The sequence below is a fragment of the Bacillus glycinifermentans genome (assembly GCF_001042475.2).
GTDB lineage: Bacteria > Bacillota > Bacilli > Bacillales > Bacillaceae > Bacillus > Bacillus glycinifermentans.
In genome coordinates, this window is sequence record NZ_LECW02000024.1 from 150,885 (window position 1) to 165,585 (window position 14,701).

The 14,701-nt window shown below is 45.7% G+C and carries 17 protein-coding genes and 1 pseudogene; 5 read left to right on the plus strand and 13 right to left on the minus strand.

Annotation, left to right across the window (positions count from 1 at the left end; genetic code table 11):
* Positions 1-256 precede the first annotated feature (256 nt).
* Complete coding sequence (locus tag AB447_RS15860) at positions 257-688, plus strand: MarR family transcriptional regulator (RefSeq protein ID WP_048356362.1); 432 nt, start codon at positions 257-259, stop codon at positions 686-688.
* 67 nt (positions 689-755) lie between these two features.
* Positions 756-1,004, plus strand: a complete 249-nt coding sequence (locus AB447_RS15865) for a hypothetical protein (RefSeq protein WP_048356363.1) — start codon at positions 756-758, stop codon at positions 1,002-1,004.
* A 28-nt stretch (positions 1,005-1,032) separates the two neighbouring features.
* Here the strand turns inward: AB447_RS15865 and AB447_RS15870 are convergent, their stop codons facing one another.
* Entirely contained in the window at positions 1,033-2,385 is a 1,353-nt protein-coding gene (locus tag AB447_RS15870; RefSeq protein WP_048356364.1) for an MATE family efflux transporter, read from the minus strand.
* Between the two features lie 91 nt (positions 2,386-2,476).
* Between AB447_RS15870 and AB447_RS15875 the strand changes: the two genes are divergently transcribed.
* Positions 2,477-3,148 (plus strand): DUF4397 domain-containing protein, encoded by a 672-nt coding sequence (locus AB447_RS15875; protein WP_048356379.1) that lies wholly within the window; start codon positions 2,477-2,479, stop codon positions 3,146-3,148.
* Positions 3,149-3,186: 38 nt separating this feature from the next.
* On the opposite strand, the gene ypmT is transcribed toward AB447_RS15875, so the two are convergent.
* The 7 genes and pseudogenes from ypmT to ilvA form a co-directional block, all read right to left on the minus strand.
* Entirely contained in the window at positions 3,187-3,378 is a 192-nt protein-coding gene (ypmT, locus tag AB447_RS15880) for a protein YpmT (RefSeq protein WP_048356365.1), read from the minus strand.
* A 90-nt stretch (positions 3,379-3,468) separates the two neighbouring features.
* Positions 3,469-4,032: a YpmS family protein gene (locus tag AB447_RS15885; protein WP_048356366.1), complete on the minus strand. Its 564-nt coding sequence runs from the start codon at positions 4,030-4,032 to the stop codon at positions 3,469-3,471.
* A gap of 9 nt (positions 4,033-4,041) precedes the next feature.
* Positions 4,042-4,768, minus strand: a pseudogene (locus AB447_RS15890) (SGNH/GDSL hydrolase family protein).
* Positions 4,769-4,913: 145 nt separating this feature from the next.
* Positions 4,914-5,495, minus strand: a complete 582-nt coding sequence (locus AB447_RS15895; protein ID WP_048356367.1) for an SCO family protein — start codon at positions 5,493-5,495, stop codon at positions 4,914-4,916.
* Between the two features lie 19 nt (positions 5,496-5,514).
* Positions 5,515-6,357 (minus strand): DegV family protein, encoded by an 843-nt coding sequence (locus tag AB447_RS15900; RefSeq protein ID WP_048356368.1) that lies wholly within the window; start codon positions 6,355-6,357, stop codon positions 5,515-5,517.
* Positions 6,358-6,452: 95 nt separating this feature from the next.
* Complete coding sequence (locus AB447_RS15905; protein ID WP_048356369.1) at positions 6,453-6,704, minus strand: YpmP family protein; 252 nt, start codon at positions 6,702-6,704, stop codon at positions 6,453-6,455.
* Positions 6,705-6,802: 98 nt separating this feature from the next.
* Entirely contained in the window at positions 6,803-8,071 is a 1,269-nt protein-coding gene (gene ilvA, locus AB447_RS15910) for a threonine ammonia-lyase IlvA (RefSeq protein WP_048356370.1), read from the minus strand.
* A gap of 234 nt (positions 8,072-8,305) precedes the next feature.
* On the opposite strand from ilvA, the gene AB447_RS15915 reads away from it, so the two are divergent.
* Positions 8,306-9,307: a sigma 54-interacting transcriptional regulator gene (locus tag AB447_RS15915; RefSeq protein ID WP_048356371.1), complete on the plus strand. Its 1,002-nt coding sequence runs from the start codon at positions 8,306-8,308 to the stop codon at positions 9,305-9,307.
* Between the two features lie 15 nt (positions 9,308-9,322).
* Entirely contained in the window at positions 9,323-9,961 is a 639-nt protein-coding gene (trhA, locus tag AB447_RS15920; RefSeq protein WP_046129607.1) for a PAQR family membrane homeostasis protein TrhA, read from the plus strand.
* Positions 9,962-10,014: 53 nt separating this feature from the next.
* Here the strand turns inward: trhA and AB447_RS15925 are convergent, their stop codons facing one another.
* From AB447_RS15925 to AB447_RS15945, 5 genes are all read right to left on the minus strand, one after another.
* Positions 10,015-10,638, minus strand: a complete 624-nt coding sequence (locus AB447_RS15925; protein ID WP_048356372.1) for a hypothetical protein — start codon at positions 10,636-10,638, stop codon at positions 10,015-10,017.
* Positions 10,639-10,653: 15 nt separating this feature from the next.
* On the minus strand, positions 10,654-11,142 hold the full coding sequence (locus tag AB447_RS15930) for a dihydrofolate reductase (RefSeq protein WP_048356373.1): 489 nt from the start codon (positions 11,140-11,142) through the stop codon (positions 10,654-10,656).
* Between the two features lie 292 nt (positions 11,143-11,434).
* Positions 11,435-11,980: a phosphatidylglycerophosphatase A family protein gene (locus AB447_RS15935; protein ID WP_048356374.1), complete on the minus strand. Its 546-nt coding sequence runs from the start codon at positions 11,978-11,980 to the stop codon at positions 11,435-11,437.
* Between the two features lie 16 nt (positions 11,981-11,996).
* Positions 11,997-12,602, minus strand: a complete 606-nt coding sequence (locus tag AB447_RS15940) for a YpjP family protein (protein ID WP_048356375.1) — start codon at positions 12,600-12,602, stop codon at positions 11,997-11,999.
* A gap of 455 nt (positions 12,603-13,057) precedes the next feature.
* Positions 13,058-14,626, minus strand: a complete 1,569-nt coding sequence (locus AB447_RS15945; RefSeq protein WP_048356377.1) for a 2-isopropylmalate synthase — start codon at positions 14,624-14,626, stop codon at positions 13,058-13,060.
* Positions 14,627-14,701 lie beyond the last annotated feature (75 nt).

The window sequence follows — 14,701 nt, forward strand, 5'->3', positions numbered from 1 at the left end:
GAAAAAGAATTGTGACAATTATTTGTCCTTTCCATCACCCGCTTACTGAATAAACCGTCAATTCACCCGCTGTTGCCGCTTTTGCCTTTGTCAATTGGCGGTCACATGAACTAAAAATCTGCTTAAACATTTACTTATCAGTCAAAAATTATGGTATCATAGTGATATCATGTTCATGAAAAGGAAAATTCATGCTGATTCGGTTATTCCTTTCTAAAGAAAGCGGAAATTTGCTAATTGTATGGAGGGGCGAAATTTGAAAGCTAGAGAACAAATGATGTACGATATGGAAGCCTTGCTTCGCACAGTATTTAAACAAATACGCGATGAAATAAATGAGCTGCTCGAAAAAGAGATGTCTCGAAATGAATTTATGATCCTGCGCCTGCTGAGCGAACAGGGGCCGAAAAAGGTGACGGAGTTCGCAACGATTTTGGGCGTTTCCGCCAGCCATATTACCGCGGTAACCGATGCATTGGTCGAAAAAGGATGGATCACGAGAGTCCGTTCAAAAGAAGACAGAAGGATCATCAAAATCCACCTGACAGATGCCGGCAAAGAAATTATCAGATATTTCGAAGAAAAGAAAACAGAATATTATTTTAAACGATTCAGCTGCTACACCGATGATGAGCTGAAAACGCTGATCGAACTGTTCAGCAAGCTTGACAAGAAAGGACAGCACTAAACGGGTGAACTTACATATATCCGCACGCTCATGAGCACATTAAGATCAAAAAGAGGTGCACACATATATGACAGCTCCTTACCTATGTCCAAACTGCAAAACGAATCGGACGCGCTTCAATTTGATTGAACAGTCGCCGATCTCCGTCAAGCTTGACCCTTCAACAGGGGAAATTTTGGAAACGTATTCAAAGGACGAGCGCTCCCTTTTTCATCTTCCATACAACGGCCCCGTAATGAAAGTACAGTGCGGCGTCTGCGGCTTAATCGAAGATGAAAAAACGTTTATCAAGCTCGCCGAATATGATAAACGCTGAAAATGCACGCCGTATAAAGCACACCCCTCTAAGAAGAAGGTGTGCTTTTTTCTTTCCCAAAAAGTACGAGATGCTTCCATTTTCCATAGCGGTAATACAGAAACGCAGTCAGGCTGCTTAACATAAAGCTCGTGCCGATGCCGAGCGCGATGCCGTTTTCTCCGGTCCATTCAGAAAACATATATGAAAAAGGGAAACGCAATACCCAAAAGGAGACCGCGTTCAGCACCAAAATCTGAAACATCGCGCCCGAAGCCCTTACCACGCCGTTTAACACAAAATTAATACCGATAAACGGGTAAAAGAAGGCAATCGTTTTCAAATATTGTTCTCCAAAGCCGGCCGCCTCAGGCTCTGAAATGAACAGCTTCACCGCATGGTATCCGGCGAAGAAAACCGCGGTGCTGATCGACAGCATGAACATGACCACGTAAAGAACGCCATAGTTTGCGATTTTCTCCGTTCGCTCCATGTCCCCGCCTCCGATCGTCTGACCGGCCATACTGTTGACGGCTGTTCCGATGGCCATCGCCGGCAGGATGAGAAGGCTGTCAATTCTCTGGACGGCTCCAAATCCGGAAACAACGCTTTCTCCAAATGAGTTGACAACGCTCATAATCGCCATCGAACCGCCTGAAATCACGACCATTTGCAAGCCGGCGGGAATCCCGAGCCTTAAAATAACCGACGTCTCATCAAGCGAAGGCAGCTTTGGAAGCGTAAAAGGAACAAGCCCTTTTTTCACCGTATGGACGATGCCGTAAATAAACGCGATCCCCTGGGAAAGAACGGTGGCGTAAGCCGCTCCTGAAATCCCCAAATCAAACCCCGATATAAACAGCGGATCCAAAAAAAGATTTAACATAACAGCAGTCAGCACAAACCTGAGCGGCGTTTGACTGTCGCCGACAGCCCTCAATATGGTGCTGATAAAATTGTAGCCGAACAAAAATATAATTCCGATAAAATGAATTCTTAAATAGCCGGATGCTAAATCCATCATTTGATCCGGAGTTTGCAGAAGGGAAAGCAAAGGATTTGTAAACATATAGCCGATAATGCCGAGCAAAAGGCTCATCACCGTCATGATCACGATAAACGCATTGACGTATGATGCAAGTCCCTCTTTGTCTCCCTTCCCTTTTTGCTGGGATAGAATCGTAAGCGCAGCATTATTGATCCCCAATACAAACGACAGGACCGTAAAGAAAACCGTTCCGGAGACAGCCGTCGCTCCAAGCGCTTTGGCGCCGAGCAAATTTCCGACCCACAAGCTGTCGATGAACTGGAAGGAAATCTGCAAAAGGTTGGCGAGGATGATGGGCCCGGAGAAAAAAATCAGCTGTTTCAAAACATTTCCGTATGTAAAATCCGTATTCATTTCCTTCTCCTTTTTTGCTTTGTCCCCGGCTGTGGCAGATGCCGGGAAAACCTCATATCATGAAAGAAAAAATAGAAAGGGGCGTGTGCAGATGGACAGCACAATGTATGACGGCCGGCGGACAGAGCCGGTCTTTTATGCTCCGTATACAGAGAGGCAGGCACTCGCTGCTTTTCGAGCCGGCAACGGCCAGGCGATGCTCAGGCTGCTTCACGCCGCTCCAGGCACGGACGATATCATCGTGCTCGTCAACGGATTTCCGCTGTTTCAAAACGCAGCTTATAGAGAACTGTCCTCTTATGTGCCGGTTATCGCCGGACTCTGCCGAATCGACGTTTTAAAGGCAGGGGCACTGCGCCCTCCGCTTCTTACCGTACATTATGACATCATGCCGGCTAACCATTATACAATCGCCATTACCGGCACCCTGTCAAAGCCGTTTCCTTTCGCGATGTCAGACCGGGTATCTATTCAAGAGAGCAAACGCAGTATGAGGTTCGTTCATCTCTCCCCCGACGCCCCGGCTCTCGATCTTGCCGTCAGAAAGGGGCCCGTTCTTTTTGCAAACGTGTCCTTTGCTAACGCCAGCCACTATATCGCATGTCCCTTTGAAAAAGCCGACTTGGAAATACGTGCAGCCGGAACAGAAACCGTCTTGCTGAATGTTCCGAAGGCCGAGCTTTCAAACGATCAGCCGGTCACCTTCTATTGCCTCGGGTTTATCAATGGATCTCCGGCTCTTGAAATGAAAAAACATCCGTGACGGGGCCGACCGAAAAAAAGAGACGTGATGTCTCTTTTTTACCGGTCCGTTTTTTTTCGTTTTTTCACATCAAGCGTAAATACCATAATGCTTAAAAATAAGGCGCAATAGCCGATGTTTAAATACATTTTGTCCATATCTTCGTCGAAAAAGCTGAGGGCTGCGAGCGCCGCAAAATACAGTGCAAATAATGACGCCAATAAGCTGAAATATTTATTGATACGCTCCATACGGTCACCTCTACTATTCAAAAAGAAAATATTCCTCACCGGTTAATATTTTACATTGTCCAGTATTTTAAACGTTTCGTCAACTTTCAGTTATGATGCCGGCTGATAATAGACAAATTCGATTTGGTCATTTTTCAAATCGATGGTTTTCGCTTTTACGTACATTCCGTTTTTAAGCGGCATTTCCGATAAACTGACTTGAATTTCTTTCGCATGTGCGCGGACATGGACAAAATCAGGGAGATCATAAAACTGATCCATGTAATTTAAAACAAACGATATCGGGATGTTCAGCTTTCCTAAAGAAAATTTTGTTACACGAAGAACGACATCCCCGTTTTTCTCGACTGACGGCCGGAAGGACACCGCGCAATCGACCGTTGATGAAAAGGCGCGGATGGCGCCGATGACGTGGACTTCATCATCGATTTCAACTTTGTAGTCAAGATCTGACGATGTTTCTTTTTGCAAATACGAATTGATGAATGCTGACAATGATTCTTTCGTGCCGGTCACATTCAGTTCATACTCGCTCACTGGAGGCCCGGCCTGCTCCCTTTCGCCGCCCGGAAGGATCAGGAGGGTCAAAACCCCGGCCAAAATGATGATATTCACTGCCAATAACGTTAAAAATAAACTTTTCCATTTCTTCATGTTTTCACCTTATTCTTGCGGAAAGTCTTCTTTTGTCATTTGATCGTAAACACGCTCTGCTATTAGTGAATACCCGTATTGATTGGGATGAAACTCATCATCTGCAATCCTTTTTTCATCGCTGTATTCTTCAAAGATATCAGCGATATCGGCCATTTTTGCATTCGGGATGTTTTTGAGCTTCCCCTTCGCTCCTTCGTTCCATTCGCCAACAACCTGATCGACTTCCCGCAGTTCGGAAAGCGTAAATGTAAACGGGTTACATGCCGACATAAACGATCTCCGCACTGCCGTTTTGCTCTCTGATGTCCGTTAAAATGTCCGCAAGCCTTTCTTCAAATGCCTTTTGCTCGACTCTAAACGGCTGAAGCGTTAAATGTGCAAAGTTTTGGCGGACCACCTTCATCAGATCGTTCCCGCCGATTGTCAGCAAGATATAGTCAGCATCCTTCAGCCCCTCCTGCACCTCTCGTTCTTCCAGCTTTTTCTTCAGCTGATCAGTCCGGCAGCCTTTCACCGCATAATTTTTGACCGTAACCGACTTTACATCGCTGCGGCTCTTCAGTTTTTCGGCCACCATTCCGACATAGCCCTTTCCTTCCTGATCGCCAACTCCCTTTGTCAGAGAGTCTCCTACTGCGGCGATGACGATGCTCCGCTTAGGAGTAACCGCCGTTTTTTCGGCTCCCGCATTGACAATTGTACACGCTGAGAGCAGACAGACAAGAACGATCATGACTGACAAAAACCGTTTGCTCAAATAGCGATGCCCCTTCCTTCTTTATCACCTAAGTGAAAGTGTAACACGTTTTGTTTCTTTTGAAAATCGCACGGCAAAAAGCCTGTTTTCCGGCGGGATAACAGGCTGTTGCATACAATATTCAACGTTTTTCCAGAATTTTAATATCGGCAATGATATCTTCATACGGCGTATCTTTAACACCGTCATAATCTTTGACGACTTTCCCTTTCTGGTCGATTAAATAAAATGAGGTTTTATGAATAACCTGATCATTATTTTCCGGCTTTTTGACGATCGACTTAAAGCTTTTCAGCGCAAACTTTTCGATGTCAGCCTGCGAGTATCCGGTCAAAAAATCCCAATTTTCCAAAGACAGCGGATAGTTCGCAGCAAATTTTTTCAGCTTTTCCGGTGTATCGTTTTCGGGATCGACGCTGAACGAGACGATCCGGGCTTGTACGTTTTCTTCTTTCATTTGCTTTTGCAGTTCTGTCATATGCGCGGTCATCGGCGGACAAACGGTCTCACAGTTCGTAAAAATAAAGTCCGCGACCCACACTTTTCCTTTTAAGCTGTCGAGCGATACCGTTTTATGATCTTGATTTTGAAAAGAAAAAGACTGTACATCATAATTCAGCGGGTCTTCAATTTTACTGGTGCCACAAGCGCATAACAAAGCGATGACAATACCGGCAAATAGTGCGCCGAAAACGTTTTTCAATCTTTCCCCATCCCCTTTGTCAGTCAGTATAAAAAGTAAAACCGATCGCTCCTTTTCCTGTATGAACCGATATGATCGGCGTGGTGCATAAAATATCGATGTCCATCCCCGGAACATGCTCAAGCAATGAAGCTTTCAGCCTATGCGCCAGCTCCAGCGCATCCGCATGAGCGATGCCGATCGCCTGAACGGTTTTTCCTTTTACGGACGAAAGGAATTGGCCTGTTAAATATTTAATGAGCTGAGCGCTGCTGCGGACGTTTTTTTCAGGTGTGTAGATCCCGTCTTCAAGCCTTGCGATCGGCTTTACTTTCAGCAATGAACCGATCAGCGCTTTTCCTCTGCCGATGCGCCCCCCTTTGATCAAATTTTCAAGAGTGTCGATCGTCACATACAGAGAAGTGCGGTGTCTGAGCCGTTTAAGGTCTTCCGCCATGGCTGCAGCCGACCATCCCTGCTCGGCAAGCACAGCTGCCCTCACCACCTGAAAACCTAAGCCTTTTGAAATATACATCGAGTCGATGACCGTAATCGATGCATCAACCATTTTCGAAGCGCACACAGCCGTCTGATACGTTCCGCTTAGTTCACTTGAAAGGTGTATGCTGATCACTTCGCTCCCGTCTTCGGTCAGTTTTTCGTATAAGTCGACAAAAGCCCCCAATGGCGGCTGGGAGCTTTTCGGAAGCTCAGCTGCTTCTCCCATCTTCTCAATAAATTCATCAGATTGAATATCAATCTGATCCCTGTAAATCTTTCCGTCAATTGCTATGGAAAGCGGCAGTACGGAAATGCCGTATTTGCGAAGCGTTTCCCTGCTTAGATCCGCTGTCGAATCCGTTACGATCTTAATGTTTACCAATCCTTTTCACATCCTGTCGGTTCCATGTGGCACAAAAACCGCATGAAAAATTCTTTGCCGGCCATTGGCTTAGGCTGGCAAAGAATTTTTCCATGCTATGCATTATGTTTTAGTTCTTCCTGCTGATAAATTGCGAGGTAATCCCGCCATTTTAATGCCCGTTTTAAATATTCCCTGAAGGAGTAGACGCTTTTTGTCCGCCTCGAATCATACAGCTCCTCTAAATACGCTTCAAGCCTCAGCTTCGCCATAAAAAAGTGCGGGTCGTCCTCCTTTAACAATGGAATTTCCGTCACCTTCACCTGCTGTCCATCCGATCGTTTGAACTCTAGGCTTTTGAGTAACAAGGTATCAATCCTCTTTTATTGGATATTTTCTTTATTATATTATACATAATCCCGGGAAGCTTTGTCCGGAAATGATGCGATGTATTCAAAAAAATGTCTTAAATCAGCAGGTTGAAGAGCCCTTCATCTTTGTTGACTTCAACGTAGCGGAATCCTTTTCGGTTCATTCTATCGATGAGCGGTTCATAATCTTCGCGCTGTTTCAGCTCGATGCCGACGAGAGCCGGCCCGCTGCTTTTGTTGTTTTTCTTTGTATATTCAAACCGTGTAATGTCGTCGTTCGGCCCGAGAACTTCGTCCAAAAATTCGCGCAGCGCCCCGGCCCGCTGCGGAAAATTGACGATAAAATAATGCTGGAGACCCTCGTACATCATCGATCTGTCCTTGATTTCCTGCATTCTGCCGATATCGTTATTTCCCCCGCTGACGATGCAGACGACATTTTTCCCTCTGATTTCATCCTTGTAAAGATCTAAAGCGGCAATCGGCAAAGCCCCGGCAGGTTCCGCGACAATCGCGCATTGGTTATACAAGTCAAGAATGGATGTGCAGACCTTGCCTTCCGGAACGAGTAAAATGTCGTCGACGACGGCTTCGAGCGTTTTAAAGGTTTGGTCGCCGATTTTTTGTACGGCGGCTCCGTCGACGAATTTGTCGATTTTGGCGAGCATGACAACCTCGCCTTTTTTGCTGGACTCAAACAGAGCAGGCGCCCCTTTTGGCTCGACCGCGATCAGCTTCGTCTCAGGGGACACATTTTTCATGTAGGTTCCCACCCCTGAAAGGAGGCCTCCTCCTCCGACGCTCGCAAACAAATAATGCGGCTCTGCTTCAATATCATTTAAGATTTCAACGGCAACCGTTCCCTGTCCGGCCATTACGTCAAGGTCGTCAAACGGATGGATGAATGCGCGTCCTTCTTCTTCACAGCATGATACCGCGCTTTGATAAGCATCATCGAACGTATCACCGGTCAGAATAATTTCGACATAGTCTTTTCCAAAGAGCTCAACCTGGGATATTTTTTGTCTCGGCGTTGTAGATGGCATGAAGATTTTCCCGTGGATGCCGAGGTGCTTGCACGAAAATGCAACGCCCTGGGCATGGTTGCCGGCGCTTGCGCAGACGATGCCGTTTTTCGTCGTTTCTTTTGACAGCTGCTTCATTTTATTATAGGCGCCTCTCAGTTTGAATGAGCGGACAACCTGCAAATCCTCTCTTTTTAAATAAACGTTGCAATCGTACCTCTCAGAGAGCCTCTCGTTTTTTTGAAGAGGGGTATGAATGACAACATCTTTTACGTTTTGGTGTGCTTTTAAAATGTCTTTGACTTGGATGAGAGAGTCTTCTTTAAGCAACGGTTTCATTTATAGGATCCTTTCTTTATAAAGCTTTATTTAATACGCCATTATATCATGAATATTCAAAATTTAAAGGGCAATTCTATTTTATTTGCAGACTTTTTTAACGATTCACCGCTTTATCCATATATACGACTGCAAGAACCGTTTCATTCAAAAAGATTATTTTTGCAAAAAAAGCTTTATTTGTTTCAATTGGGTGTTATAATAGAATCAATTAGAACCAAAAGGAGTTTAACAATGATCCAATACACTTGTCCTTCGATCACCTTCGCTGACTTAATCGGTGAAGACGATTCTTTTTTACAGACAAAAAACAGGGCCAAACGATTTGCCGAATCCGTTCACCCGGTGTACATATCAGGGGAAACAGGAACGGGAAAAGGGCTGTTTGCGAAAGTCATCCACTATGAATCACCTTTTTCCGGCGGTCCGTTTCTGCAAGTGAACTGCAGCGCCGTATCTGAAGAAGAATTGGAAGACAAACTTTTTCACGATTCCGTGCTGGATCCCGGAACCCTGTTTCTCGATGAAGTGTGGGGCCTCTCTTTATCCCTTCAGGGAAAGCTGTTGGCCGCCATTGAACAAGGGATCGGCCCGAGGCTTATTTCATCCTCGAGTGTCCCGCTCAGAGAACGCGTTGAAAACGATGAGTTCCGCATGGATCTGTATTACAGACTAAACGTGCTGAACCTGCCGCTGCCTCCTCTTCGTGAGCGAAAAAGCGACATTCCCCTTCTCGTTCATCATTTCCTGAGGAGCGGAGACCGTGACATCTATGTCGAACCTGTCGTTTGGAAGGCTTTGGAGCAATACGAGTTTCGGGGAAACGTAAGAGAGCTGAAAAATATGGCCGATTATATGAAAACCGTCTCAGACCAAACAACCATTCAGCTTTATGACATTCCGCCCGCCTTGCGGGAGCATGTTGATAAGAAAAAAACAAAAGACAAAAAAAACGCGCCGGCGTCTCTGACGCTGATGGAAAAAGAGGAATTTGCGTTTTTGCTCGAAACGATCAAACAACTGAATGAAAAAGGAGAGCCTGCAAGCAGGAGAATCCTTTCAGAACAAAGCAAAAACGGAAAGTCTGAGCTTACTCCGCAGCAGGTTCGCAATAGACTCGACTACCTCGAAAAACGGGAATACGTCACAAAAGGCCGCGGAAGAGCCGGAACGAAAATAACGCTTGAAGGGCTGCGTTTTTTAAGCTCATTAAAAAATCATATCATTCAGGATTAGAAAGGATGTATGTTGATGTACACAATTAAAGAAGAAATCGCCAATGCCGTAACACACGGACTCGGCGTCCTGCTGTCCATCCCTGCGATCGTATTCTTGGTGATTTTCGCAGTGCGCTACGGCAATCCGCTTGATGTCGTCAGCTTTTCGATTTTCGGAGCCTCCATGCTGTTTTTGTATCTAAGTTCAACCCTCTTGCACAGCATTCAGCATCCGAAAACGAAAGATATATTGGAAATTATCGACCACTCAGCCATTTATGTATTGATCGCGGGCACTTACACACCGTTAGTTCTCGGCCCTCTCAAAGGCCCTCTCGGCTATACGATGCTTGCGGTCGTCTGGAGCCTTGCCGTATGCGGGATCGTTTTTAAAATCTTTTTCGTCAAGCGCTTTATCGTCGTAAGCACCTTGATGTATCTTTTGATGGGCTGGATGGCGATCATTGCGATCAAACCGCTTTATGAGGCATTAACCGGCAAAGGCTTTGCACTCCTCCTATTAGGAGGAATCCTGTACTCCGTCGGAACGATCTTTTATTTATGGCGGAAAATTCCTTACCACCATGCCATTTGGCATACGTTTGTCCTCGGAGGAAGCGCGTCTATGTTTTTCTGCGTGCTCTTCTACGTTGCAAATGTACCTTTTGTATAACATAAAAAACACCGGGCTTATAATGTGCCCGGTGTTTTTGCGCTTCCTAAGCGTTATGCCCGAAGCTGCTTTTTTTCAGAAATGGCGTAAGCCTGATGAATCGTCAAGTCGATATCCGCAGGTCTCAGCCGTTTAAAAAGCGCCCCTTTTTGCATGTCCCCGACACCTGCCGTCTCAACCGGTACAACAAGGATGCCGAGCCTGCCTGCCAAAGCTTCATAATCAATCCCGTCATCCTCGGAAAGGATGAAGCTTTGACCTTTGCGAACGATATCTTCTATTTTTTCAGCGGCTTCGTTTGGGTCTCCGCTTTTTTTAATAGCGGCCATTTTGTTCAGCCATTGTCCGATAAGCGGGTATCGAAATGCACGGGGTTCCGCGAAAAAAGAAGGTGTTTTATCGAGGTGGCCGAGCAGAATAGCCAGATCTGCAAGCGTAAGCTTCGGATGAACATACAGCACAGGACCTGCCGGAGTCTTGCCGAACTGGTGAATGGAGACGGTCGATCCAGTTAACCCGACACACCCGCGCATGAAAGATTTCGGTTTGTCATACACAGCCCGCATTTGATTGGCATAAGAAATCCGCGGATCGAGCGTCTGAAGCTCATACAGCAATCTGATGTGCTTTAACAGCATATAGGTTACATAGATCGCCAAAAAACAAGAGCGAAACACGAAATTCCCTCCTCTCTATCCTTTTCTCTGATAAACGAGGAATTCGTAGTCATAAGGGTTTTGTTCATCTTTTATACCCTTTTGTCTCGAAACGATTTCCCACTCGTCTTCGCTGAATTCCGGGAAATAGCGGTCTCCCTCAAACGCTTCATCAATTTTTGTCATGTACAGCTTATCCGCGTAAGGAAACAGTTCTGTATACAGCGTTGAACCGCCGATCACAAAACATTCTTCCCCGCTTTCTTTAGCAAAACGCACAGCTTCGTCTGCCGAATGCAGCATTTCGCAGCCCGGCAGATCGAGCTCCCCATTCGTTGTCACGACAATGTTTCTTCGGTTCGGGAGCGGCTTTCCGATCGATTCAAACGTTTTTCTTCCCATGATGACGGTATGTCCGCTTGTTACGTCTTTAAAATATTTTAAATCCCGCGGCAGATGCCAAGGTAGATCATTGTCTTTACCGATCAGGCGGTTCCGGTCCATCGCAAAAATAAATGAAATCATGTGTATGACAGCCTCCTTTATGTATAATTCGGTTTTTTTACAGATGATTAAGATGGCTATGTATAACGGTTTTGGCGTAAAGAGGCATCGCTTCCCGGGGGTTTAGCATCGTAGCAGGCGACTGAAGAAGCTTGTATTCCCCGTCCTTTCCGTTCCTAAACATATGACGGTATACATCCGATTTCGTTTCACTTTTTTCATCCTTTTGTAGTGTATCTTGTTTGGCCTTTGGCAACAAGACATTTTTCAGAAAAGGCGAACCTAAATAAATAAACCGCCTTTCGGCGGTTTATCAACTCCCGTGCACGCTCGGATGCCCGGCTTTCTCTTCCTGCTCTTCGTCCTGGAGCTTTTGATGAGTGTGGGCGATCCGGCTGGCCGCCGCGGCAGCCAGCGCAGCCACGATATCGTCAAGAAATGTGTGGACCTCACCGTCCGGACAATCATCCAGCTCTTTAATGATCCCGAATTTTTCTTTGTCCAGGTATCCAAAGTTGGTAAGTCCGATCGATCCGTAAACATTGACGATTGACAGAGGAATGATTTCGTCTATTCCGAAAAGCGGTTCATCCGTTTCCACTAAATATTGAAGTGGTTCTGGCAAAAGCTTTTTCTCCGCAAGCTGATCCAGCGCTATTCCCGTTAAAACGGCATGGATGATTTCCCGTTTATTCAAAACCTTTTCGACATTTTCAATACAAACGCTCAAAGGCAGGTCAGGATGGTATTTTTCCTGCAGTTTTTGAACGATGAGCGCGATGTCTTCAATGGTGACGCCGCGTTCATTCAGCATGTTTTTTGTAAGGTGCACCATTTCGTTCATCGTATATTTTTTCATCTGGCATCCATCTCCTTTAATGACTCATCCAATTTGGCGGCGTATTGCGGTCCCAGTAAATGCTTCCGAGGTTATGGTGTTTTTGAAAACCGTCCTCTGCGCTGTGATAATGAAAATTAAACCAGTAGCCTTGCTGGGGCGGCTGATCCCTTCTGACGTGAAACCTTAAAACATCCTCCCCTGTTTTGCGGTTATACACGTGAAAGATTTTTTCCGATTTTCCCGGTGTCGGCGTTTTAGAAATCTCAAGATCCTGGTATGCCTCATCGTCTTTCAGCGTCATCAGATGGCTGACGATCACATCTTCAATCTTTGGAAGGACTTCTTCTCTGTACTCATCTTCAATCTTTTGCGATATCTTGTCCCCGAACTTCGCAAAAGATTGATCTTCGGCATCATTCAGCAGCCCTGTCATATAGGAATCGAACGAAAGCTTTTGTTCCTGTTCCCCGTCAGACAGGGAATCTTCCCTGTTTTCATATACGGCCGTATACCCCGTCTGCTGCTTGATGTTCTGGTGCTCTGACGGCTTGTCCGCCATCAAAGCTGCAGGAGGTGAAACAAGGCCGAACGTCGCAATTGTAAATAAGGTTACAAGAGCTTTTCTCATCCACATCTTCATCGCCGATTAGTTCCCTTCTGACCACATTCGTTTTCTCTTATTCTATCATATGTTGAATTTTCAGTCAGCTAAAATGGTTATCCCGAAAGACTGTTTACCCGTACATTTTCTCCTTCCGCGAGCTTCAAAAACTCATCCGGCGTCAACTGAAGCAGGCCTTCGAATGCCCAGATCTTCTCATATTAAAGGAGGTTTTCATCTGAAACAAGCGGGCCGATCGACCGCTAGGACCGCCGGTTGACCTGCTTGTTTCTTGACTGGCTTTGCGCCTTTTCGACCTTTTTCCGGCGAATTTCTCAATTTTAGCTTTATCAATCCGGTTTGTCCCGCTTGCAATCACAAGCACGGCTTAATCGACTTCCGTCCTGCAGCCGATCGTGCTCCTGCGCTTCATCTCATTGAAATACTCCGGTTCTAACAATTGTCCTGCACTTTTTGATCACCCTTCCGTTGCTTCATTTCACCTGAAGCAATCGATCGACCACGATAAGATTGATTGCATGAATGTAAGCTAAAGCACTCGCTTTCATAATATCGGTATCCGTTGCTTTTGCTGAATATGTTTCCCCTTTATGTTCCGCTTGAATGCTGACTTTCCCCAAGGCATCTTTTCCCCTTGATACGCTCGTGATCTTGTATTCAATCAATTTAATATCGAAATCCGCGATTTCTGTGATAGCGGCGTACAACGCCTCGATCGGGCCTGAACCGACAGCGCTCGATTGGAAGATTTGCTCATTCTGTTTTATTTTCACACTGGCAGACGGAAAATGAAAATTACTGATGACCTGCAAATCGATAAGCTCATAAAAATGCCTGCTGTGCTGTGTTCTGTCTTGATCATAGGGATGATGCTTTGCGAAATAGTTCTCTGCGATGACATATAAATCGTGTTGATAGATTTCTTTTTTTGCATCGGCCAGTTTGAGAAACGCTTCAAATATTTCTTCAAACTGCGGATCGGTTAACTGACGTAAACCCATTTTCCCGAGTGCGTTTTTCACCGCGTGGCGGCCGGATCGGGCTGTTAATACGAGTTCCATATCATCGAGACCGACCTCAACCGGGTTCATAATTTCATAAGCATCCCTCGATTTCAGCAAACCGTCCTGGTGGATGCCTGACGAATGAGCAAAAGCATTTTCCCCGGTTATGGCTTTATTCACTTGTACGTCAAGCCCCATCAAGCTGCTGACAAGCCTGGATGTATTCGTAATTTCTTTTGTGTTGATATTCGTGAACGCCTGATACAATGTCCGGCGTGTGTTCACCGCCATCACAACTTCTTCTAAAGCAGCGTTGCCGGCGCGTTCGCCAATTCCATTGATCGTGCACTCCACTTTATCTGCACCGTTTTTAATGGCAGCTAACGTATTGGCAGTTGCCATGCCAAGATCATTGTGACAATGGACGCTGAGAAGCACCCGGTCATTTACGTTTTTCAAGCGGTCGTTTATTTTGAAAATCAATTCGCCGAACTCTTCCGGTTCTGCATAGCCGACCGTATCAGGGATATTGATTATCGTCGCTCCCGCCTTTACAACAGCCTCAATTGTCGACCATAAATATTCAAAGTCGGAGCGTGAAGCGTCTTCTGTCGAGTACTGCACATCCGGCAGAAGCGTTTTGGCGTATTTTACTGCATCTACACCGATATTCATGATTTCGCTTTTTGATTTTCCGAATTTCTTTTCAACATGAATGTCAGAAGTGCCTAGTACGATGTGGATCAACGGATGTTCGGCGTATTTCACGCTGTGATAAACCGCATCTATATCAGCTTTTACTGCCCTCGCCAGCCCCGTGATGATCACATCGTCAACCTTTCCTACCTTTCTCGCAATTTCTTTTACAGCATTGAAATCGCCGGCCGATGATGAAGGAAAACCTGCTTCGATGATATCGACCCCGAGCTTTTTTAATTGATTGGCAACTTCCAGCTTTTCATAAAGGTTGAGCTTAGCGCCAGGAACCTGCTCTCCGTCTCTAAGCGTTGTGTCGAACACCCAAATTTTTCTTGTCATGTCAAAACCACTCCTTCGGCATATTTGTGTATAAAAAAAAGCCCCGTCTCTATGTATTGAACTGACCCGTTAAAA